This is a genomic window from Xenophilus sp. (assembly GCF_044462705.1).
Lineage (GTDB): Bacteria > Pseudomonadota > Gammaproteobacteria > Burkholderiales > Burkholderiaceae_C > Xenophilus > Xenophilus azovorans.
The window spans coordinates 1-19,377 of the sequence record NZ_JBIQNC010000041.1 but is presented as its reverse complement, the minus strand read 5'-3'; the positions used below and the strand labels follow the sequence as shown (position 1 = coordinate 19,377).

At 69.9% G+C, this 19,377-nt stretch carries 14 protein-coding genes and 3 CRISPR repeat arrays (1 of these 17 only partly in view); of the genes, 7 read left to right on the top strand and 7 right to left on the bottom strand.

Annotated features, from left to right (window positions below; translation table 11 throughout):
* Positions 1 to 2,856: direct repeats of the CRISPR family, unit length 31 nt; unit sequence GTCGCGTCCTCACGGGCGCGTGAGTTGAAAC; it reaches 713 nt to the left of the window's first position.
* An 18-nt stretch (positions 2,857 to 2,874) separates the two neighbouring features.
* Positions 2,875 to 3,625: direct repeats of the CRISPR family, unit length 31 nt; unit sequence GTCGCGTCCTCACGGGCGCGTGAGTTGAAAC.
* Positions 3,626 to 3,634: 9 nt separating this feature from the next.
* A CRISPR array of direct repeats spans positions 3,635 to 4,375; the repeat unit is 31 nt; unit sequence GTCGCGTCCTCACGGGCGCGTGAGTTGAAAC.
* Positions 4,376 to 4,643: 268 nt separating this feature from the next.
* Both ACIY1X_RS09110 and ACIY1X_RS09105 read left to right on the top strand, forming a co-directional pair.
* Positions 4,644 to 6,278 carry a peptide chain release factor 3 gene (locus tag ACIY1X_RS09110; RefSeq protein WP_399679929.1) on the top strand — a complete coding sequence of 545 codons (1,635 nt, stop codon included), beginning with the start codon at positions 4,644 to 4,646 and terminating at the stop codon, positions 6,276 to 6,278.
* A gap of 17 nt (positions 6,279 to 6,295) precedes the next feature.
* Positions 6,296 to 7,084, top strand: coding sequence for an HAD-IIB family hydrolase (locus ACIY1X_RS09105; protein ID WP_399679941.1), 789 nt, complete (start codon positions 6,296 to 6,298; stop codon positions 7,082 to 7,084).
* Positions 7,085 to 7,205: 121 nt separating this feature from the next.
* Here ACIY1X_RS09105 and ACIY1X_RS09100 read toward each other — a convergent pair whose 3' ends face one another.
* From ACIY1X_RS09100 to ACIY1X_RS09090, 3 genes are all read right to left on the bottom strand, one after another.
* Positions 7,206 to 8,276 carry a dihydrodipicolinate synthase family protein gene (locus tag ACIY1X_RS09100; protein WP_399679927.1) on the bottom strand — a complete coding sequence of 357 codons (1,071 nt, stop codon included), beginning with the start codon at positions 8,274 to 8,276 and terminating at the stop codon, positions 7,206 to 7,208.
* Positions 8,263 to 9,324 carry an NAD-dependent epimerase/dehydratase family protein gene (locus ACIY1X_RS09095; RefSeq protein WP_399679925.1) on the bottom strand — a complete coding sequence of 354 codons (1,062 nt, stop codon included), beginning with the start codon at positions 9,322 to 9,324 and terminating at the stop codon, positions 8,263 to 8,265. The genes ACIY1X_RS09100 and ACIY1X_RS09095 overlap by 14 nt, the downstream gene beginning before the upstream one ends.
* A 93-nt stretch (positions 9,325 to 9,417) precedes the next feature.
* On the bottom strand, positions 9,418 to 10,071 hold the full coding sequence (locus ACIY1X_RS09090) for a TetR/AcrR family transcriptional regulator (RefSeq protein WP_399679923.1): 654 nt from the start codon (positions 10,069 to 10,071) through the stop codon (positions 9,418 to 9,420).
* A gap of 99 nt (positions 10,072 to 10,170) precedes the next feature.
* Here ACIY1X_RS09090 and ACIY1X_RS09085 point away from each other — a divergent pair, with 99 nt between their 5' ends.
* The 4 genes from ACIY1X_RS09085 to ACIY1X_RS09070 all read left to right on the top strand — a co-directional run bounded on the left by ACIY1X_RS09085 (position 10,171) and on the right by ACIY1X_RS09070 (position 15,186).
* Positions 10,171 to 11,610, top strand: a complete 1,440-nt coding sequence (locus ACIY1X_RS09085; protein ID WP_399679921.1) for an NAD-dependent succinate-semialdehyde dehydrogenase — start codon at positions 10,171 to 10,173, stop codon at positions 11,608 to 11,610.
* A gap of 218 nt (positions 11,611 to 11,828) precedes the next feature.
* On the top strand, positions 11,829 to 12,851 hold the full coding sequence (locus tag ACIY1X_RS09080) for a Rieske 2Fe-2S domain-containing protein (protein WP_399679919.1): 1,023 nt from the start codon (positions 11,829 to 11,831) through the stop codon (positions 12,849 to 12,851).
* Between the two features lie 59 nt (positions 12,852 to 12,910).
* The gene (locus ACIY1X_RS09075) at positions 12,911 to 14,116 is read left to right on the top strand and encodes an ABC transporter substrate-binding protein (protein WP_399679917.1); all 1,206 of its coding nucleotides are present in this window, start codon (positions 12,911 to 12,913) and stop codon (positions 14,114 to 14,116) included.
* Between the two features lie 8 nt (positions 14,117 to 14,124).
* Entirely contained in the window at positions 14,125 to 15,186 is a 1,062-nt protein-coding gene (locus ACIY1X_RS09070; protein ID WP_399679915.1) for a xylose isomerase, read from the top strand.
* A 4-nt stretch (positions 15,187 to 15,190) separates the two neighbouring features.
* Here ACIY1X_RS09070 and ACIY1X_RS09065 read toward each other — a convergent pair whose 3' ends face one another.
* The 3 genes from ACIY1X_RS09065 to ACIY1X_RS09055 all read right to left on the bottom strand — a co-directional run bounded on the left by ACIY1X_RS09065 (position 15,191) and on the right by ACIY1X_RS09055 (position 18,185).
* On the bottom strand, positions 15,191 to 15,838 hold the full coding sequence (locus tag ACIY1X_RS09065; protein WP_399679913.1) for a TetR/AcrR family transcriptional regulator: 648 nt from the start codon (positions 15,836 to 15,838) through the stop codon (positions 15,191 to 15,193).
* 199 nt (positions 15,839 to 16,037) lie between these two features.
* Positions 16,038 to 17,024 carry a tripartite tricarboxylate transporter substrate binding protein gene (locus tag ACIY1X_RS09060; protein ID WP_399679911.1) on the bottom strand — a complete coding sequence of 329 codons (987 nt, stop codon included), beginning with the start codon at positions 17,022 to 17,024 and terminating at the stop codon, positions 16,038 to 16,040.
* Positions 17,025 to 17,138: 114 nt separating this feature from the next.
* Positions 17,139 to 18,185, bottom strand: coding sequence for an ornithine cyclodeaminase (locus ACIY1X_RS09055; RefSeq protein WP_399679910.1), 1,047 nt, complete (start codon positions 18,183 to 18,185; stop codon positions 17,139 to 17,141).
* 160 nt (positions 18,186 to 18,345) lie between these two features.
* Here ACIY1X_RS09055 and ACIY1X_RS09050 point away from each other — a divergent pair, with 160 nt between their 5' ends.
* Positions 18,346 to 18,771, top strand: coding sequence for an Lrp/AsnC family transcriptional regulator (locus ACIY1X_RS09050; protein WP_399679908.1), 426 nt, complete (start codon positions 18,346 to 18,348; stop codon positions 18,769 to 18,771).
* Between the two features lie 4 nt (positions 18,772 to 18,775).
* Here ACIY1X_RS09050 and ACIY1X_RS09045 read toward each other — a convergent pair.
* On the bottom strand, positions 18,776 to 19,377 hold a 602-nt coding region (locus ACIY1X_RS09045; RefSeq protein ID WP_399679907.1), incomplete at its 5' end, for a hydroxymethylglutaryl-CoA lyase.

The window sequence follows — 19,377 nt, the reverse complement described above, 5'->3', positions numbered from 1 at the left end:
CCCGGGTCGCGTCCTCACGGGCGCGTGAGTTGAAACGACACCATGCTCGGGGCCCTGGCTGGCGTGCCAGTCGCGTCCTCACGGGCGCGTGAGTTGAAACACCACGCCTGCGGAACTCCAACAGCACCGCCGGTCGCGTCCTCACGGGCGCGTGAGTTGAAACAGCTTGAAGCTGTCGGTGTCGGAGTCGTCCACCTGTCGCGTCCTCACGGGCGCGTGAGTTGAAACGACGCCGCGAAGCTCGCCGAGCTGGCGGAGAGCATGTCGCGTCCTCACGGGCGCGTGAGTTGAAACGCGCTGGACGTCATCAGCCCCGAGGGCTACGGCGTCGCGTCCTCACGGGCGCGTGAGTTGAAACAATTGCTGGAGTCGCTGTGGCAGCTGGACGCCAGCGGTCGCGTCCTCACGGGCGCGTGAGTTGAAACGCGTGGATGTACTCGATCGGCTGGATCGCCTTGGACGTCGCGTCCTCACGGGCGCGTGAGTTGAAACGCTTCGTCGGGCAGGGAGCGGATCGTCTCCTTGGGTCGCGTCCTCACGGGCGCGTGAGTTGAAACTTCGCCGGCGTGCTGGTCTGCGCGCTGATCGCGGTCGCGTCCTCACGGGCGCGTGAGTTGAAACATTGCAGCCGCTCGCCGGTGTGGGGGCGGGTGGTCGCGTCCTCACGGGCGCGTGAGTTGAAACTCTGGCTCCACCCTCCAGGTGGGGCCGTTCGACACGGTCGCGTCCTCACGGGCGCGTGAGTTGAAACGGGCCGTGTCCGGGCGAGCCGGGCTATCGTCCGAGGTCGCGTCCTCACGGGCGCGTGAGTTGAAACTCTCCCGGTGTGGGGCGCCTCGGGGTGTCGGTTGGGTCGCGTCCTCACGGGCGCGTGAGTTGAAACTGCTTGGGTGTTGCCGAAGCCCGTGTGGGGGACCGTCGCGTCCTCACGGGCGCGTGAGTTGAAACTCCACAGCTGCGGCCTGGATAGCGATGGCCTTGGCGTCGCGTCCTCACGGGCGCGTGAGTTGAAACCGCCGCTGGTATCTGGACCAGGACCAATCCATCTGGTCGCGTCCTCACGGGCGCGTGAGTTGAAACTACCTGAGTGCCATGCCCGGCCCCAAGGTGCGCAGTCGCGTCCTCACGGGCGCGTGAGTTGAAACGATGAACTGCTCACGTTGACCTACCGTGAGAACCAGACGGTCGCGTCCTCACGGGCGCGTGAGTTGAAACGAGGACAAGGGCGACGGATGGAGCCACCCTGCCTTCGTCGCGTCCTCACGGGCGCGTGAGTTGAAACACCTCAGTCAGGTTTGCGCCGTACCAAGCGGGGGGTCGCGTCCTCACGGGCGCGTGAGTTGAAACAAGTTTGCAAGCATCACTGCGGGGCCGGGTACGAGGTCGCGTCCTCACGGGCGCGTGAGTTGAAACCCCGATGCCGATGGCAACTGGTACACGCAGGGCGGTCGCGTCCTCACGGGCGCGTGAGTTGAAACCGTGGAGGCCAACCGACCTAACCGATCTTCGAGCGTCGCGTCCTCACGGGCGCGTGAGTTGAAACCTCAGTCCAAGGCGCCTTCATGGCGTCCAGCAGAGTCGCGTCCTCACGGGCGCGTGAGTTGAAACCGCCTGAAGAGCAGCGCTGCCCGCATGGGTCTGGGTCGCGTCCTCACGGGCGCGTGAGTTGAAACGACGAGCCCAATTGGGAGAGCGGAAAGAATGTCTGGTCGCGTCCTCACGGGCGCGTGAGTTGAAACAGCGAGATGCGCGATGAGCTGACGCGCAACTCGGAGGTCGCGTCCTCACGGGCGCGTGAGTTGAAACCATTGGCCGAATGGATTCTCGCTCACTTCGTCTGGTCGCGTCCTCACGGGCGCGTGAGTTGAAACCAGAAGGGGACCGACCAGGCCCTGGACGACCAGCTGTCGCGTCCTCACGGGCGCGTGAGTTGAAACATAGCCAGCCGCGCATCGGCCGGCGCTTGTTGGTGTCGCGTCCTCACGGGCGCGTGAGTTGAAACTCACCCAGCTATCCGCACGGTGCGCATTGCGTCGTCGCGTCCTCACGGGCGCGTGAGTTGAAACGGCGCTGGTGTCTGTGGCCTGCGTATGTGCAGGGCGTCGCGTCCTCACGGGCGCGTGAGTTGAAACCCCGTAGTCACCAGCGGCGCCGCGCCGTATTGCGTCGCGTCCTCACGGGCGCGTGAGTTGAAACTGGGCCTGCCGCATCGCAGCAGCGGCCTCGTGCTCGTCGCGTCCTCACGGGCGCGTGAGTTGAAACGTGATGCCGAGGAGGCCATTGTCTGGGTCCATAGCGTCGCGTCCTCACGGGCGCGTGAGTTGAAACGCTGATGCGCTGAAGCGCAAGCGGCTCATCAGTTCGTCGCGTCCTCACGGGCGCGTGAGTTGAAACGACTGCACGGATCGCTCCTATCGCCCTCAACGCGTCGCGTCCTCACGGGCGCGTGAGTTGAAACTGTGCCGAAGTCGGGTTTCAAGGACTCCCCCATCGTCGCGTCCTCACGGGCGCGTGAGTTGAAACCAGCCCTCCATCCAGCCTCGGCCTGTGGAACGGCGGTCGCGTCCTCACGGGCGCGTGAGTTGAAACGAGGTTGAGTATGACAACAGTGGCGTGGGATGGAAGAAGTCGCGTCCTCACGGGCGCGTGAGTTGAAACGCCGACCTCCCGGCGAAGGAGCGCGCCAAGCGCGCGTCGCGTCCTCACGGGCGCGTGAGTTGAAACGTGACGGTGGTAGTCGTCCAGCTTGTTCACTTCCCGTCGCGTCCTCACGGGCGCGTGAGTTGAAACGTCGGCCGTCATGTAGGAGCCCAAAGCGCCGGAGTGTCGCGTCCTCACGGGCGCGTGAGTTGAAACCGGCACATAGAACAGAGCCTCGCGTCCTCACGGGCGCGTGAGTTGAAACCTCTCGGCGGCCAGGGCGGCGTCGATGGCTTCGACGGTCGCGTCCTCACGGGCGCGTGAGTTGAAACGGCGTAGTCGTACTTGCGACGACGGCGCTCTGCGGTCGCGTCCTCACGGGCGCGTGAGTTGAAACTTTTCCGCAGGCGAAAAGTCGAGCGCACCGTCAGTCGCGTCCTCACGGGCGCGTGAGTTGAAACAACCAGCAGGACCTCGGCAACGCGACGACGATCCAGTCGCGTCCTCACGGGCGCGTGAGTTGAAACCTCACGCCCGCGCAGGTCCAGCACCTCGCCAGCCAGTCGCGTCCTCACGGGCGCGTGAGTTGAAATGTCAACGACCGCCTGGCCGAGCCCTGGGAAGACGGGTCGCGTCCTCACGGGCGCGTGAGTTGAAACAGCTTGGGATCGGCCTGCTGGCTGCTGGCGGCCCGTCGCGTCCTCACGGGCGCGTGAGTTGAAACACCGTACATGCTCACCTCCAGCGGGGCGGATGCCGTCGCGTCCTCACGGGCGCGTGAGTTGAAACGTCCACGGCGCCGTCGATTTGCCGGGATCGGTCGGTCGCGTCCTCACGGGCGCGTGAGTTGAAACCGCTGCATCACCGAGCACTGCCCTCAGACCGTTCGTCGCGTCCTCACGGGCGCGTGAGTTGAAACTTCGTGGCCTACGGCCGCCTGCGTGCCGGTCGCACGTCGCGTCCTCACGGGCGCGTGAGTTGACCCGCGACGTGGGTCGCGTCCTCACGGGCGCGTGAGTTGAAACGCCGTGCTGGGCAGCCTCATCGGCGGCGGCTTCGTCGCGTCCTCACGGGCGCGTGAGTTGAAACTGGTCACGACGACCGCCCTCGGCGCCATCGCCGCGTCGCGTCCTCACGGGCGCGTGAGTTGAAGCGCGCACCTCGGCATCTAGGGGTTTGGGTGTGCTGTCGCGTCCTCACGGGCGCGTGAGTTGAAACTCGAAGGGCAGCAGGTAGGCGTGGCCCAGGCTGTGTCGCGTCCTCACGGGTGCGTGAGTTGAAACTCCACGGCGCGCTTGGCCTGGTCGCCGTTGAGCGTCGCGTCCTCACGGGCGCGTGAGTTGAAACCTGAGCACGCAAGCCGGCGGCACCAAGGCCTGGAGTCGCGTCCTCACGGGCGCGTGAGTTGAAACGGCAGCTCGGCGGCGGCGCCGGCGTAGTCGCCAGGTCGCGCCCTCACGGGCGCGTGAGTTGAAACTCGGCCAGCGCGATCGACATGGCCTGATCCGGGTGTCGCGTCCTCACGGGCGCGTGAGTTGAAACTATCAAGGCCCGTGGAACCAGTTCCGGATCTTCGGTCGCGTCCTCACGGGCGCGTGAGTTGAAACACGTGGCACCGCCTTTCTCGGCCTGGGCGATGGGTCGCGTCCTCACGGGCGCGTGAGTTGCAACACCTGCAGCTTGACCGGCTTGGCGCGCTCGCGCGTCGCGTCCTCACGGGCGCGTGAGTTGAAACGTCAAGCTCATCTCCAAGGCCGAGCGTGCCCTTAGAGATGCGCTGAGGCTCAACTCCTGCGCCGACGACCATGTGAGCACCAGGCCGCCACACAACACGGCTCCGGATCAAGTCCAGAAGTCGCATGTGACCCGACCATCTTGCACAGAGAGATAATTACGGGTTTTTCTCAGCGCCTATGTACGTGCCGACCCCGGCTCTCCAGGGGTCGCTCGCAAGCGCCTCGCGGCATGCGCGGTTCGTCCTCGCGCCGCGCCTGGAGCCGTCCGTGTCATCCTCCTTCGCCGCCGAAACCCGCCGCCGCCGCACCTTCGCCATCATCTCCCACCCCGACGCCGGCAAGACCACGCTGACCGAGAAGCTGCTGCTGTTCTCGGGCGCGATCCAGATCGCTGGGTCGGTGAAGGCGCGCAAGGCCAGCCGGCATGCCACCTCGGACTGGATGGAGATCGAGAAGCAGCGCGGCATCTCGGTGGCCAGCTCGGTGATGCAGATGAGCTACCGCGACCACGTGGTCAACCTGCTGGACACGCCGGGCCACAAGGACTTCTCCGAGGACACCTACCGCGTGCTCACGGCCGTCGACTCGGCCCTGATGGTGATCGACGCGGCCAACGGTGTGGAGTCGCAGACGCGGCGGCTGATCGAGGTCTGCCGCCAGCGCGACACGCCCATCATCACCTTCGTCAACAAGATGGACCGCGAGGTGCGCGAGCCGCTGGACATCCTCGACGAAGTGGAACGCGAGCTGGGCATGCCCTGCTGCCCCATCACCTGGCCGGTGGGCCAGGGCAAGAGCTTCGGCGGCATCATCAACCTGCGCACGCAGAGCATGACGGTGTTCGAGGCCGGCAGCGAGCGCCGCCCGGAAGAGTTCGAAACCATCCCCCTGACCGAGAAGGACCGCCTGCGCGCGCGCTTCGGCCAGGCCTTCGACGACGCCGTCGAGGGCATGGAGCTGGCGCAGGGCGCCTCGGCCGCGTGGGACCACGAGGCCTTCCTGGCCGGCAAGCTGACGCCGGTGTTCTTCGGCTCCGGCGTCAACAACTTCGGCGTGATGGAGGTGCTGGACGCGGTGGTGGACATGTCGCCGCCGCCCGGCCCGCGCAAGAGCACGCTGATCGTCAACCGCCAGCCGCAGGAGAAGACCGTGCAGCCCGAGGACCCGGGCTTTTCCGGCGTGGTGTTCAAGGTGCAGGCCAACATGGACGCCAACCACCGCGACCGCATCGCCTTCGTGCGCATCGCCTCGGGCCGCTACACGCCGGGCATGAAGCTGAAGGTGCAGCGCACCGCCAAGGAGCTGCGCCCGACCAGCGTGGTCACCTTCATGAGCCAGCGCCGCGAGGCGGTTCATGAAGCCTACGCCGGCGACATCGTGGGCTTCACCACGCACGGCGGCGTGCAGCTGGGCGACACCATCACCGACGGCGCCAGCCTGCAGTTCACCGGCCTGCCCTTCTTCGCGCCCGAGATGTTCATGATGGTGGTGCTGAAGAACCCGCTGCGCACCAAGCAGCTCCAGCAGGGCCTGATGCAGCTCGGCGAGGAAGGCGCGATCCAGGTCTTCAAGCCCGAGGCCGGCGGCAACATGCTGCTGGGCGCTGTGGGGCAGCTGCAGTTCGAGGTGGTGCAGCACCGCCTGGCGACCGAATACGACTGCGAGGTGCGCCTGGAGGGCTGCCAGTACACCGGCGCGCGCTGGATCACGGCCGACACGCCGGCCGAACTGCGCGAGTTCGAGAACGCCTACCCGATGCGCATGGCGCGCGACGCGGCCGACACGCTGGCCTACCTGTGCACCTCGCCGTACGACGTGCGCCTGGCGCAGGAGCGCTTTCCGAAGATCCACTTCCACCCGCTGCGCGAACACGCCGGGCTGGCGCTGCAGACCGCGGGATGAGGCGCATGGACACGACGATGCAGCCGCTGAACGCCTGGCCGGCCGATGCGCGCCGGCAGCTCGTCGGCCTGTTCACCGACATCGACGACACGCTCACCACCGAGGGCGCGGTCGCGCCGGAGGTGGTGCAGGCGCTGGGCCGGCTCAAGGCCGCCGGCCTGCACGTGGTGCCCATCACCGGCCGGCCGGTGGGCTGGAGCGAACCCTTCGCTGCCGCCTGGCCGGTCGATGCGATCGTGCCGGAGAACGGCGCCATGGCGCTGGTGCCGCAGCCGGGCGGCACGCTGCAGCGGCGCTACCAGCAGGACGCCGCCACGCGCGCCGCCAACTTCGCGCGCATGCAGACGGTGCTGGCGCAGATCGAGCGCGACATCCCCGGCGCGCGCCGCGCCACCGACTCGGCCGGCCGCGAGTGCGACATCGCAGTGGACCACAGCGAGTTCACGCAGCTCTCGGATGCGCAGATCGACAAGGTGGTGATGGCGATGCGCCAGGAAGGCATGCACGCCACGGTGAGCAGCATCCACGTCAACGGCTGGTACGGCGAGCACAACAAGCTCGAGGGCGCGCGCTGGATCGCGCGCACGCTGTGGGGCCGCGAGCTCGATGCGGAGATCGGCCGCTGGGCCTACGTGGGCGACTCGACCAACGACGCGCTGATGTTCCAGGCCTTTCCGCACAGCATCGGCGTGGCCAACATCGCGCGCTTCGTGCCGCACCTGTCGCACCTGCCGCGCTACGTGACGCAGGGCGAGCGCGGCGCGGGCTTCGCCGAGGTGGTGAGGGCGATCCTGGCGGTTCGCTGAAGCGCTCGTACTGGATCGCGTTCAACGAGATCAACCGTTCGGGCTGAGCCTGTCGAAGCGCTGCGCGAGGCTTCGACAAGCTCAGCCCGAACGGTTCTTGTCTGTCGAACGCGAATCCGTGTCAGGCCAGCCAGCGGTCCAGGTTGGCCGCGACGAAGGCGTCGTCCGAGAGGTCGGCGTGCTCGCGCCACACGCGGTCCAGCGCCTCGGCCTGGCCGGGGCTCAGGCCCTCTTCCGGGTCGAGGCACCAGATGCCTTCGAGCAGGCCCTGGCGGCGCAGGATCTCGTGGCAGCCGGCGATGCAGCCGCGGAAGTCGTTGGCCACGTCGAAGAAGGCGCTGTTGCAGTCGGTGACGCGGCTGTCCAGCGCCAGCAGCTCGGCGGGCACCGCGCCGGCCTGCGCCGCCTCCTGGCAGCGCGCCAGCAATTGCACGGCCTGGCGCGCCCACACCGACCAGTGGCCCAGCAGCCCGCCGCGGAAGCGCACCGTCACCGGCGCGCCGTCGCGCATCACGGTGAAGGGCGTGGTCAGGTCCAGCACGATGTGGTCGTCGTTGCCGGTGTAGAGGGTCACGCGCTCCTCGGCGCGCGCGGCGACCAGGCCGCGCACCACGTCCAGCGTGCGGTAGCGGTGGAAGGGCGCGACCTTGATGGCCACCACCTGCTCGATGGCGGCGAAGCGCTGCCAGAACTTTTCGCCCAGCACCATGCCGCCGACCGCCGGCTGCAGGTAGAAGCCGACCAGCGGCATCTCGGCCGCCACGGCGCGGCAGTGCGCGATCAGTTCGTCCTCGCTTCGGCCGCGCAGCGCGGCCAGGCTCAGCAGGCCGGCGTGGTAGCCCAGGCCGCGGGCGATGCGCGCCTCGGCCACGGCCTGCGCGGTGGGGCCGCACAGGCCGGCGACCAGGGCGATGTCGCGCCGGCCCTTCAGCCAGTCGCGCGCCGTCTCGGCGGCCAGGCGCAGCACGGGCTCGTACAGGCCCGCCTCGCGGATGGCGAACTGCGTGGTGTGCACGCCCACCGCCAGGCCGCCGGCGCCGGCGTCGAGGTAGTAGCGGGTCAGCGCGCGCTGGCGGCGTTCGTCGAGCCGGCGCTGCGCGTCCAGCGCCAGCGGATGGGCGGGGATGGCCAGGCCGCGCTGCAGCAGCGCGCGGGCCCGGGCCACGGCGTCATCGATGTCAGAAGCGGCCATCGCGCACCTCGAACTTGGTGGGTTTGTTGAGGGTGGGGCCGCCCTGCGTCACCCAGTCGGCGACCCAGTCGAGCATGGCGCCCAGCGGCACCACCGGGTAGCCGAACAGGCGCGCGGCCTCGGTGGTGTCCGACAGCAGCGCGGTGGGCGCTTCCTCGCCGGTGGTGCGCACGGGCACGTCGAAGCGGCGCGCGAACTGCTCCACCAGCCAGCGCACGGGGATCGTCTCGGGCCCGGTGCAGTTGATGGGCGTGGGCGGCGTGGTGCAGTGGCGCAGGCAGCGCAGCGCCTGCGCGTTGGCGTCGCCCTGCCAGATCACGTTGACGTGGCCCATCGCCAGGTCCACCGCCTCGCCGCGGTGCACCTTGGCGGCGATGTCGTGCAGCACGCCGTAGCGCATGTCGATGGCGTAGTTGAGGCGGAACAGCCGGCCCGGCGTGCCGTGGCGCGCGCCGAAGTACTGGAACATGCGCTCGCGGCCGAGGCAGGACTGCGCGTACTCGCCGATCGGCCCGGGCGGCATGCGCTCCGAGGCGCCCGGGCGCCCCACCGGCGAGAGCGGATAGACGTTGCCGGTGGAGAAGGCAACGATGCGCGACGCGCGGAAGGTGTCGGCCACCAGGGCCGGCACGTGCGTGTTCATGGCCCAGGTCAGCGCCTGGTGGTCGGTGGAGCCGAACTTGTGGCCGGCTGCGAACACGATGTTGGGCACGCGCGGCAGGGCCTCGACCGAAGCGCGGTCCAGCAGGTCGCAGGCCAGCGTCTCGATGCCCCAGCCCTCCAGTTGCGTGCGCACCGCCGGGTCGGAGAAGCGCGCCACGCCGATCACGCGCTTGCCCGGCGCCGCGTTCTTCGCCAGGCGCGCCAGCGTGGGGCCCATCTTGCCGGCGACGCCGAGCACCATGAGGTCGCCTTCGACGGCGGCCAGGTCGTCCACCAGCGCCTGCGTGGGCGTGGCGAGGAAGGCGTCCAGCGCCTCCACCGAGTCGAAGCGTGCGGGCAGGCGGGCCGGGTCGAGCAGCGGTGCGGCGGGCGCGGAAGAAGTCATGCGGTGTCACTCCGGGCGCCATGCGGCGGCGCCGTGGCAGCGACTGTAGGCAGCGCCCTGCCGCGTGTCAACCGTTTGGTTGAAATGATATTTTCAAGGCCGCAGGCCGGCCATCGCGAAGCCCACGACGTGGCGCCGGTAGGACGCGATGGCGGCCTCATCGGCCAGGTCGCGCCCGAAGATGGACGACAGCGTCGCGCGGTTGGAGAAGAAGAAGTACGACATGCCGGCCACCGACACGTACAGCTCCACCGGGTCGATGCCGCGGCGGAACACCTTGGCCGCGATGCCGCGCCGCAGCGTGCGGGCGATCAGGTCGATCAGCGGCGAGTTGGTGTCGCGGATGGCGCCGGACTCGCGCACGTGGCGGGCACCGTGCGCGTTCTCGTGGTTGAGCAGGCCGATGAAGTCCGGGTGCCGCGCCAGGTAGTCGAAGGAGAAGCCGATCAGCGCCTCCATCGCCGCCTCGGGCGCCATGCCGCCCAGGTTCAGGCCGCGCTCCAGCGTGCGGATCTCGGCATAGACCACCTCCAGCGCCTTGCGGTAGAGGTCTTCCTTGTTGCCGTAGTAGTAGTAGATGAGCTGCTTGTTGACGCCGGCGCGCGCGGCGATCTCGTTGACCCGCGCCCCGGCCAGCCCCTTGGCGGCGAACTCGGCGCGGGCCGCCTGCAGGATGGCGTCGCGCGCGGCGCTCTGGGCGGCCTCGTCGGCGGCGGATGCGGGGGCGGCGGCGCGGCGTGCGGTCATCGGGTGCGGGCAAGGGGAGGCGGCGGGTGCGGGATTATCGGCAGCGGAGTAGCATTGACGGCTCCCTTCCTCCCGCCCCTCAACCCGAGTCGACGACGCATGACCGCCTCCTACCCGAACACCCAACTGCTGATCGCCAACGAATGGCTCGACGCCGCCAGCGGCAAGACGCTGGACGTGCTCAACCCCGCCACCGGCGCCGTGATCGGCAAGGTGGCCCACGCCGGCAAGGACGACCTGGACCGCGCCCTGGCCGCCGCCCAGAAGGGCTTCGAGGCCTGGCGCTTCACCCCCGCCCACGAGCGCGCCGCCCTCATGCGCAAGGCCGCCGCCCTGGTGCGCGAGCGCGCCGGCGACATCGCCCGCCTGCTCACCCAGGAGCAGGGCAAGCCCCTGGTCGAGGCCAAGGGCGAGACCCTGGCCGCCGCCGACATCATCGAGTGGTTCGCCGACGAGGGCCGCCGCGTGTACGGGCGCATCGTGCCCTCGCGCAACCTGGCCGCGCAGTCGCTGGTCATCAAGGAGCCGGTGGGCCCCGTGGCCGCCTTCACGCCCTGGAACTTCCCCATCAACCAGGTGGTGCGCAAGCTCGGCGCCGCCCTGGCCGCCGGCTGCTCCTTCCTGGTCAAGGCGCCCGAAGAGACGCCCGCCTCGCCCGCGGCGCTGCTCAAGGCCTTCGTCGACGCCGGGCTGCCCCCGGGCGTGGTGGGGCTGGTGTACGGCAACCCGGCCGAGATCTCCGAGTACCTGATCCCGCACCCGATCATCCGCAAGATCACCTTCACCGGCTCCACGCCGGTGGGCAAGCAGCTCGCGGCGCTGGCCGGCCAGCACATGAAGCGCGCGACGATGGAGCTGGGCGGCCACGCCCCGGTGATCGTGTGCGACGACGCCGACCTGGCGCTGGCCGTCAAGGCCGCCGGGGCGGCCAAGTTCCGCAACGCCGGGCAGGTGTGCATCTCGCCCACGCGCTTCCTGGTGCACAACAGCCTGAAGGACGAGTTCACCCAGATGATGGTCAAGCACGCGCAGGGGCTCAAGCTGGGCGACGGGCTGGCCGAGGGCACCACGCTGGGCCCGCTGGCCAACGCGCGGCGGCTGACGGCCATGGCCAAGGTGGTGGAGGACGCGCAGGCGCAGGGCGCCAAGGTGGCCACCGGCGGCGAGCGCGTGGGCACCAGCGGCAACTTCTTCGCGCCCACGATCCTGGCGGACGTGCCGCTGACGGCCTCGGTGTTCAACGACGAGCCGTTCGGGCCGATCGCCGCCATCCGCGGCTTCGACAACCTGGACGACGCCATCGCCGAGGCCAACCGGCTGCCCTTCGGGCTGTCGGCCTATGCGTACACGCGCTCGCTGAAGAACGCGCACCTGCTGGCCCAGCGTGTGGAGGCGGGCATGGTGTGGATCAACCAGCCGGCCACGCCCACGCCGGAGATGCCTTTCGGCGGCATCAAGGATTCGGGCTACGGCTCCGAGGGCGGCCCGGAGGCCGTGGAGGCCTACCTGAACACCAAGGCGGTGTCGATCACGGCCTGATCCGGCCCGCCCCGTTCCCGCACCAGCCCCTGCCCTGCAGGGGCTTTTTTTCGCCTGGCCGCACCCGGATGGGCCGCACTCGCACCAAAAGTAAGTGTTTTCTCCAAGAAAATGTAGAAAACACTTACTTAACATCCGGCACAGGTCGTGCTTTGACCTGCATCACACCGGTTGCACGCAGCACCTTGCGGCGGCCGTCACGGAAGGAGTGCCCCACGATGAATCCCGCCTATGCCTACAACGCCTGGTATCCGCTCGCCTGGGCGCGCGACATCGGCCGCCAGCTCAGCACGCGCCGCGTGCTGGAGGAGGACCTGGTGGTCTTCCGCACCGAGGACGGCCGAGTGGCCGCCCTGGAGGACGTCTGCCCGCACCGCCTGGCGCCGCTGTCGCTCGGCACGCTGCAGGGCGACGCCGTGCAGTGCGGCTACCACGGCCTGGCCTTCGACTGCAGCGGCCAGTGCGTCGCCGCGCCCGGCATGGCGCGGGCGCCCGGCGGTGCGCAGGTGCGCAGCTACCCCACCGCGCAGAGCATGGGCATGGTCTGGGTGTGGATGGGCGACCCGGCCCGGGCCGATCCGGCCCAGGTGTTCCACCTTCCCGAGTACGACGACCCCGGCTACAGCGTGGTCGAGGGCGACGCCCTGCCCGTGCGGGCCAACTACCTGAGCCTGGCCGACAACCTGTGCGACCCGACGCACGTGGTCTACGTGCACAAGACCACCCTGGCCAGCGCCGGCCGCGAGGAGACGCGCGTGATGCACGAGCGCCAGGGCAACAAGGTCGTGACCTGGCGCTGGGTGATCGACGGCCCGCTGATCCCGGTGTTCGAGGGACTGAAGGACTTCGGCGGCGCCAACGTCGACCGCTGGCACTACTACCACTACCACGCGCCGTGCATCGCCGTCATCGACTTCGGCTCCGCGAAGACCGGCACCGGCGCCCCCGAGGGCAACCGGGACGACTGCATCCAGATGTACGCGTGCCACTTCATCACGCCCATCGACCAGCACAGCTGCATGCAGCACTGGCTGTGCATCCGGAACTCGCCGGCCGACCCGCAGGTGGACGAGCGCCTGCGCGCCAGCCTGCGCCTGGCCTTCAACGAGGACAAGCGCGTGCTGGAGGCCATCCAGCGCAACGAGGACAAGCCGCGCGAATGGAAGCGCGTCAACCTCGCGCTCGACGCCTCCTCCATCAAGATGCGCCGGATCGTCGAGGAAATGGCGGCCGCCGGCTGACGCCCCTTCCTCTTCTTCCGCCCTCCCCTCCCGCCCCCACCGCCCCACCGGAGTCCGCCATGACCATCGCACGCTTCGCCTCCGCCCGCCTGCTGGCCGCCAGCCTCGCGCTCGCCGCCGCCGGCGCCCACGCCCAGGACACGCTGAAGATCGGCGAGATCAACAGCTACAAGGCCCTGCCGCAGAACCTGGTGCCCTACCGCAACGGCTGGCTGCTGGCGCAGGACGAGATCAACGCCGCCGGCGGCCTGCTCGGCCGCAAGATGGAGACCGTCTTCCGTGACGACAACGCCAACCCGGGCGACGCGGTGCGCGCGGCCGAGGAACTGCTCACCCGCGAAAAGGTGGAGGTCATCAGCGGCGTGACGCTCTCGCACGTCGGCCTGGCGCTGACGGACTTCGCCAAGCAGAAGAAGGCCTTCTTCCTGGCCACCGGTCCGCTGTCCGACAAGGTGGTGTGGGACAACGGCAACCGCTACACCTACCGCCTGCGCTCGGGCACCTACGCGCTGTCCGCCTCGGTGGTGCCCGAGGCCGCCAGGCTGAAGAAGAAGCGCTGGGCGCTGATCTATCCCAACTACGAGTACGGCCAGGCCGCCGTGGCCGCCTTCAAGGAGAACCTGAAGAGGCTGCAGCCCGACGTGGAGTTCGTCGCCGAACAGGCGCCGCCGCTGGGCAAGGTGGACGCGGGCGCGGTGGTGCAGGCGATCGCCGATGCGAAGCCGGACGCCATCTTCAACGTGCTGTTCGGCAGCGACCTGACCAAGCTGGCGCGCGAAGGCAGGAACCGCGGCCTGTTCGAGGGCCGCGAGGTGGTCAGCCTGCTGACGGGCGAGCCCGAGTACCTGGACCCGCTCAAGGACGATGCGCCGGCCGGCTGGATCGTGACCGGCTACCCCTACGCGAACATCGACACGCCGGAGCACAAGGCCTTCCTCGCCGCCTACCAGAAGAAGTACAACGACTACCCGCGCCTGAACTCGGTGGTCGGCTATGCGAGCGCCAAGGCGCTGGCTGCCGGCATCAGGAAGGCGGGATCGACCGACACCGAGAAGCTGATCGCGGCCTTCAAGGGCCTGGAGTTCAGCTCGCCCTTCGGGCCGGTGGTGTTCCGCCCGCAGGACAACCAGTCCACCCTCGGCATCTTCGTCGGCCGCACCGCCGTCAAGGACGGCAAGGGCGTGATGCCCGCGGGCACCTACGTCGACGGCAGCCGGCTGCAGCCGGCCGAGGAGGTGATCCGCAAGCTGCGCAACCCGTCGTGAGCCACGGCATGTCCGCCGCGCTTCCGCCCATCGGCTGCAACGGCCGCGGCGCGCAGGCGTCCTCGCTGCAGGCGCCCGTCTCGCTGCAGGAGCCGCCGATCGAGGAGCAGTTCCGCCTGGTGGCCGAGGCCGGCATGTTCGACAGCTTCGACCGCCTGCCGATGCCGGACCAGCTCGACACCTACCTGCGCTGCATCGAGCGCTGGCAGCTGCCGGTGCTCACCGCGAGCTGGTTCTATGCGCTGAAGCAGGACGAGGCGCTGCTGCCCGAGAAGATCCGGCTGGCCGCCGCGGTGGGGGCGCGCCAGCACAACATCATGATCCACTGGCACGACGGCGACGGCCGGCCGGTGAGCGACGGCGAGGTGGCCGACTTCTACCTGCGCGCCTACGACCTCGGCATGCCGCTGGGCGTGGAGCCGACGCTGGAGCTGCACGTCAACATGTGGAGCGAAGACCCGCGCCGCGTGGCGCCGGTGGCCGAGGCGGTGCGGCGCCACGGCGTGCCCTTCCACTTCACGCTCGACTACAGCCACGTCATCTTCAAGATGGGCAACGAGGAAGAGCTGCGCATCTGCGGGCTGAGCGAGGACGTAGCCGCCGGGCGCATCGAGCTCGACCCGCGCCGCCCGGGCAGCCTGGTCGACCAGTGGCTGGAAATGGGCATCGTGCGCTGGCTGCAGGTGCGCGCGGTGGCGCCCAACGGGCCGCGCAATCGGTGGTCGGTGCTCGATCCGTCGCAGCCCGTGGCCGCTGTGCCGAAGCACGCGATCTTCGACTACCGGGCCGGCGAGCCGGGGCGCGGCATCCTCTACCCCTTCGAGGAACCCGGCCCCGGCGAATGGCATTCGCCCTGGGACGCCTCGGCGCTGGACTGCACGAAGGCGGTGGTGGGCAAGGTGCTCGCGCACCATGCGCGCACGCCGGGCTCGGGGCTGCGCGCCGTCACCACCGAGATGATCAACCTGCCCGACTACGCGCACAACGCGCGCTTCTCGCTGATCGGCCAGAACGCGGCCATCGCCCGCTTCGTGCGGGAGACCTGGGCGCAGCAGGCGACCCGGGCCTGAACCGTCAGCCGCGCCGCCGCGCGCCGCCCTTGCGCGCCGCCGGCGGCGCGGTGCGCTCGGCCGAGGGCGCGAGCGAGCTGAGCACCACGTCGCAGATGTGCTCGCGCCATGCCTTGCGGCGCGCGGGCGACATCAGGTCGCCGCCCATCCAGGTGGAGCAGGTGTGCTGGTTCGACAGGTAGAAGAAGCCCAGCGACATGATGGTCATGAGCACGTGCTCGGGCGCGACGTCGCGCCGGAACAGGCCCCGCGCCTGCCCTGCCTGCAGCAGCGCGGTGACGGTCTCCACCAGCGGGAAGGAGGTGCGCTCCACCTGCTGCGACTGGCGGATGTGCCGGCCGCGCAGCAGGTTCTCGTTCATCAGCACGCGCACCAGGTGGGGATGCGACTCGTAGTGGTCCCACGAGTGCAGCACGAGCTGGCGCATGCCCTCCACCGGGTCTTCCGAGGTCACGAAGGCGCGCTGCTCGCCGATCATGTCGGCGTAGATCTTCTCCAGCACCGCCTGGTACAGCCGCTCCTTGTTGCCGTAGTAGTAGTACAGCATCCGGTCCACCGTGCCGGCGGCGCGGCTGATGCGCTCGACGCGCGCGCCGGCGAAGCCGTGTTCGGAGAACTCCTCGATCGCCGCCGCCAGGATGCGCGACTCCATCTGCTCGGAGCGTTCGCGCGGCGCGCCCCGCCGCGTGGGCCCGCCTTCCGCGGGCGGAGGAACGGCGCGCACCGAAGGCGCGTTGCGGGGGGCAGCGGATCGGCCGGCGGACGGGGAGCGTTCGGTCAAGGCAGCAGGCGGGCGGAAGGACGGGCCGCCATTGTCGGTCCCCACGGCACGGCGCGCACGGCCCCGCCCGCTACTGCGGCTTGGCCAGCCCCAGCTTGTCGATGACGGCCTTCTCGCGCTGCACGGTGTTCTGCGCGAACTTTGCGTAGTCGGCGCTGCCCATGTAGATCGGCTGCATGTCGTAGCGGGCCAGCGCGGCCACGTAGCTGGGCTCCTCCATCGCCTTCTTGAAGGCGTCGTGCAGGCGCTTGACCACCTCCGGCGGCGTGCCCCGGGGCGCGCCGATGCCGAAGGGCGAGTTCTGCACGATGTCGTAGCCCAGCTCCTTGAGCGTGGGGGCCTCGGGGAACTTGGCCAGCCGCTTGTCGCCCCAGGTGTTGAGCACGCGCAGCTTGCCGGCCTCCACCTGCGGCGCGAAGCCGGTCGAGTCGGCGGCGGCCATCAGGTGGCCGCCCAGCAGCGCCTGCATCAGGTCGGCGCTGCCCTTGTAGGGCACGTGCTGCAGCTCGATGCCGGCCTGCTGCGCGATGATCTCGGTGGTCAGGTGCGGGCTGGTCAGCGTGCCGGTGGAGCCGTAGCTGAGCTTGCCGGGGTTGGCCTTGGCGTAGGCCACGAAGTCGGCCCAGGTCTTGAGCGGGCTGTCGGTCGGCACCACGATGCCGAAGGCGTAGCCGGTGACGTTGATGACGTAGCTGATGTCCTTGAGCGGGTCCCAGTTGATCTTGGTGGTGTAGCCCAGGCGGAACACGCCCAGCGGGATCTGCGCGATGGTGTAGCCGTCGGCCGGCGACGTCTGCAGTTGCTGCGCCGGCAGCGTGCCGCCCGCGCCGGGCTTGTTCTCGACGATGACCGGGTAGCCGAGCACCTTGGCCGCGTTGTCGGCCAGCGACCGCATGGTGATGTCGGTCGGCCCGCCGGCCGGGAAGGCGATGACCAGCTTGATCGGCTTCTCGGGGAAGGTCTTCCAGGCCTGGGCGTGGGCGGCAGGGGCGGCGGCCAGCATCGCGGCCGGCAGGGCGGCGAGCGCGGCGGCGCCCAGCAGGGTGCGGCGGAACATGGGGGTCGTCTCTTTCTCGGTCGGTGGAAGAAGCCGCCATTGGGCCGACGCCGCCCGGCCGCGGCAATCCGTGATGTCCCGCGCGCTGTCGCCAAGGTGGCGCAGCGCCGCCGCTCAGGCCGCGCGGCGCAGGCCCGCGGCGGTGCCCAGCGCCAGGCCGAACAGGTCCTTCGGGTCCGGCGCCTGAGGCACCAGTTCGACCTCGCGCCCCACGCCGTGCGCCGCGGCCAGCGCCTGCACGAAGCCCAGCGCGGCGTAGTCCTCCAGCGCGAAGCCCACCGAATCGAACAGCGTGACCTCCTGCGCGCCCGTGCGGCCGGGCGCGCGGCCCGACAGCACCTGCCACAGCTCGGTGACGGGGAAGCCGGCCGGCATCTGCTGGATCTCGCCCTCCACCCGGGTCTGCGGCGCGTACTCGACGAACACGCGCGCCGCGCGCACCACGTCCGGATGCAACTCGGTCTTGCCCGGGCAGTCGCCGCCCACGGCGTTGAGGTGCATGCCGGGCTCGACCATCGCCGGCAACAGGACGTGGGCATGGCGCTTGTCGGCGGTGGCGGTGGTGACGACGTCGGCGCCGCGCACGGCCTCGGCCGCATCGGCGCAGCGGTGCACCTGCAGGCCGCGCCAGGGGGCGAGGTTGTGCGCCAGCTTGTCGACGGCGGCGCCATCGCGGTCGTGCACGCGCAGCTCGGCCACGCCCAGCAGCGCATGGAAGGCCAGCGCCTGGAACTCCGCCTGCGCGCCGCAGCCGATCAGCGCCATGCACCGCGCACCGGGCCGCGCCAGCGCGCGGGCCGCCAGCGCCGAGGTGGCGGCGGTGCGCAGCGCAGTGGTCAGCGTCAGCTCGGCCAACAGCACCGGCATGCCGGTGTCCACGTCGGCCAGGGCGCCGAAGGCCATCACCGTCGGCAGGCCGCGCGCCGGGTTGCCGGGGTGGCCGTTGACGTACTTGAAGGCATAGCGCGCCGAGCCCGCCACCGGCATCAGCTCGATCACGCCCTGCGGCGAATGGCTGGCCAGGCGGGCCGTCTTGTCGAAGTCGGGCCAGCGCCGGAAGTCCTCCTCGATGGCGGCGGCCAGCCCCTCGATGAACGGCTGCAGCCCGACCCGCTGCAGCAGTTGCGCCAGCGCCGGCACGTCGATGAAGCGTGTGCTCATTGGGAACCTCCGTGCTTCGCACTGCGGTGCGAGCCCCCTTCGGGACGGCCGGGCGGGGGCTCATGTGGGCCAGTGTGGCCGGCCGGCGTGCCAACCGGAAGCCGGCGGCTTGACCGGAATGCGCCGCCGGTTGAACATTTCGCCAAGAGGATCTGGCGACATGATCAATCTCGACGACACCGACCGCCAGTTGATCGCCCTGCTGCGCGACAACGCCCGCGCCACCGTGGCCAGCCTGGCGCAGCGCCTGCGCGTGGCGCGCGGCACCGTGCAGAACCGCATCGCGCGGCTGGAGCGCGAGGGCGTGATCGCCGGCTACACGGTGCGCCTGAAGCCGCAGGCCGAGGCGCAGCGCATCCGCGCGCTGATGACCATCGCGGTCGAGGGCAACCGCACCCAGCAGGTGCTGCGCAGCCTGCGCGGCCTGCCGCAGGTGGGCACGCTCTACTCCACCAACGGGCGCTGGGACATCGTGGCGGAACTGCAGGCCGAGACGCTGGAGGCCTTCGACCATGCGCTGGGCGCGGTGCGGCAGATCGAGGGCATCGCCAGCACCGAGACCAGCATCCTGCTGTCGACCTACTGATGCGCTAGGCGCCGCGCTTGACCCGCAGCGCCTTCGAGGCGCGCGAGTTCGGCTCGCGCCCCAGCGCCTGGCTGATGTAGACGCCGGCGTCGATCAGCGCGTCGAGGTCGATGCCGGTCGCGATGCCCATGCCGTGCAGCATGTAGACCACGTCCTCGGTCGCCACGTTGCCGGTCGCCCCCTTCGCATAAGGGCAGCCGCCCAGGCCCGCCACCGACGACTGGAAGTTCCACACGCCCAGCTCCAGCGACGCCAGCGTGTTGACCAGCGCCTGGCCGTAGGTGTCGTGGAAGTGGCCGGAGACCGCGTCCACGCCGAAGTGCGCCAGCGTCGCCTCCATCGCCGCCTGCACCTTGCGCGGCGTGCCCACGCCGATGGTGTCGGCCACGTCAACGCGCTCGACGCCGATGTCCTTCATCAGCTTCGCCAGCCGACCCACCGCCTCGGGCGCGACCTCGCCCTCGTAGGGGCAGCCCACCGTGCACGACATCGCGCCGCGCACGGCGATGCCCTTCTCGCGCGCCGCCGCCACCACCGGCGCGAAGCGCTCGATGCTCTCGGCGATGGAGCAGTTGATGTTCTTCTGGCTGAAGGCCTCGCTGGCCG

What these genes read in the sequence shown, in the direction of transcription:
- ACIY1X_RS09105 (WP_399679941.1), top strand. Translation starts at nt 6,296, where the DNA reads ATGCAGCCGCTGAACGCCTGGCCGGCCGATGCGCGCCGGCAGCTCGTC.
- ACIY1X_RS09100 (WP_399679927.1), bottom strand. Translation starts at nt 8,276, where the DNA reads ATGGCCGCTTCTGACATCGATGACGCCGTGGCCCGGGCCCGCGCGCTG.
- ACIY1X_RS09095 (WP_399679925.1), bottom strand. Translation starts at nt 9,324, where the DNA reads ATGACTTCTTCCGCGCCCGCCGCACCGCTGCTCGACCCGGCCCGCCTG.
- ACIY1X_RS09090 (WP_399679923.1), bottom strand. Translation starts at nt 10,071, where the DNA reads ATGACCGCACGCCGCGCCGCCGCCCCCGCATCCGCCGCCGACGAGGCC.
- ACIY1X_RS09085 (WP_399679921.1), top strand. Translation starts at nt 10,171, where the DNA reads ATGACCGCCTCCTACCCGAACACCCAACTGCTGATCGCCAACGAATGG.
- ACIY1X_RS09080 (WP_399679919.1), top strand. Translation starts at nt 11,829, where the DNA reads ATGAATCCCGCCTATGCCTACAACGCCTGGTATCCGCTCGCCTGGGCG.
- ACIY1X_RS09075 (WP_399679917.1), top strand. Translation starts at nt 12,911, where the DNA reads ATGACCATCGCACGCTTCGCCTCCGCCCGCCTGCTGGCCGCCAGCCTC.
- ACIY1X_RS09070 (WP_399679915.1), top strand. Translation starts at nt 14,125, where the DNA reads ATGTCCGCCGCGCTTCCGCCCATCGGCTGCAACGGCCGCGGCGCGCAG.
- ACIY1X_RS09065 (WP_399679913.1), bottom strand. Translation starts at nt 15,838, where the DNA reads ATGGAGTCGCGCATCCTGGCGGCGGCGATCGAGGAGTTCTCCGAACAC.
- ACIY1X_RS09060 (WP_399679911.1), bottom strand. Translation starts at nt 17,024, where the DNA reads ATGTTCCGCCGCACCCTGCTGGGCGCCGCCGCGCTCGCCGCCCTGCCG.
- ACIY1X_RS09055 (WP_399679910.1), bottom strand. Translation starts at nt 18,185, where the DNA reads ATGAGCACACGCTTCATCGACGTGCCGGCGCTGGCGCAACTGCTGCAG.
- ACIY1X_RS09050 (WP_399679908.1), top strand. Translation starts at nt 18,346, where the DNA reads ATGATCAATCTCGACGACACCGACCGCCAGTTGATCGCCCTGCTGCGC.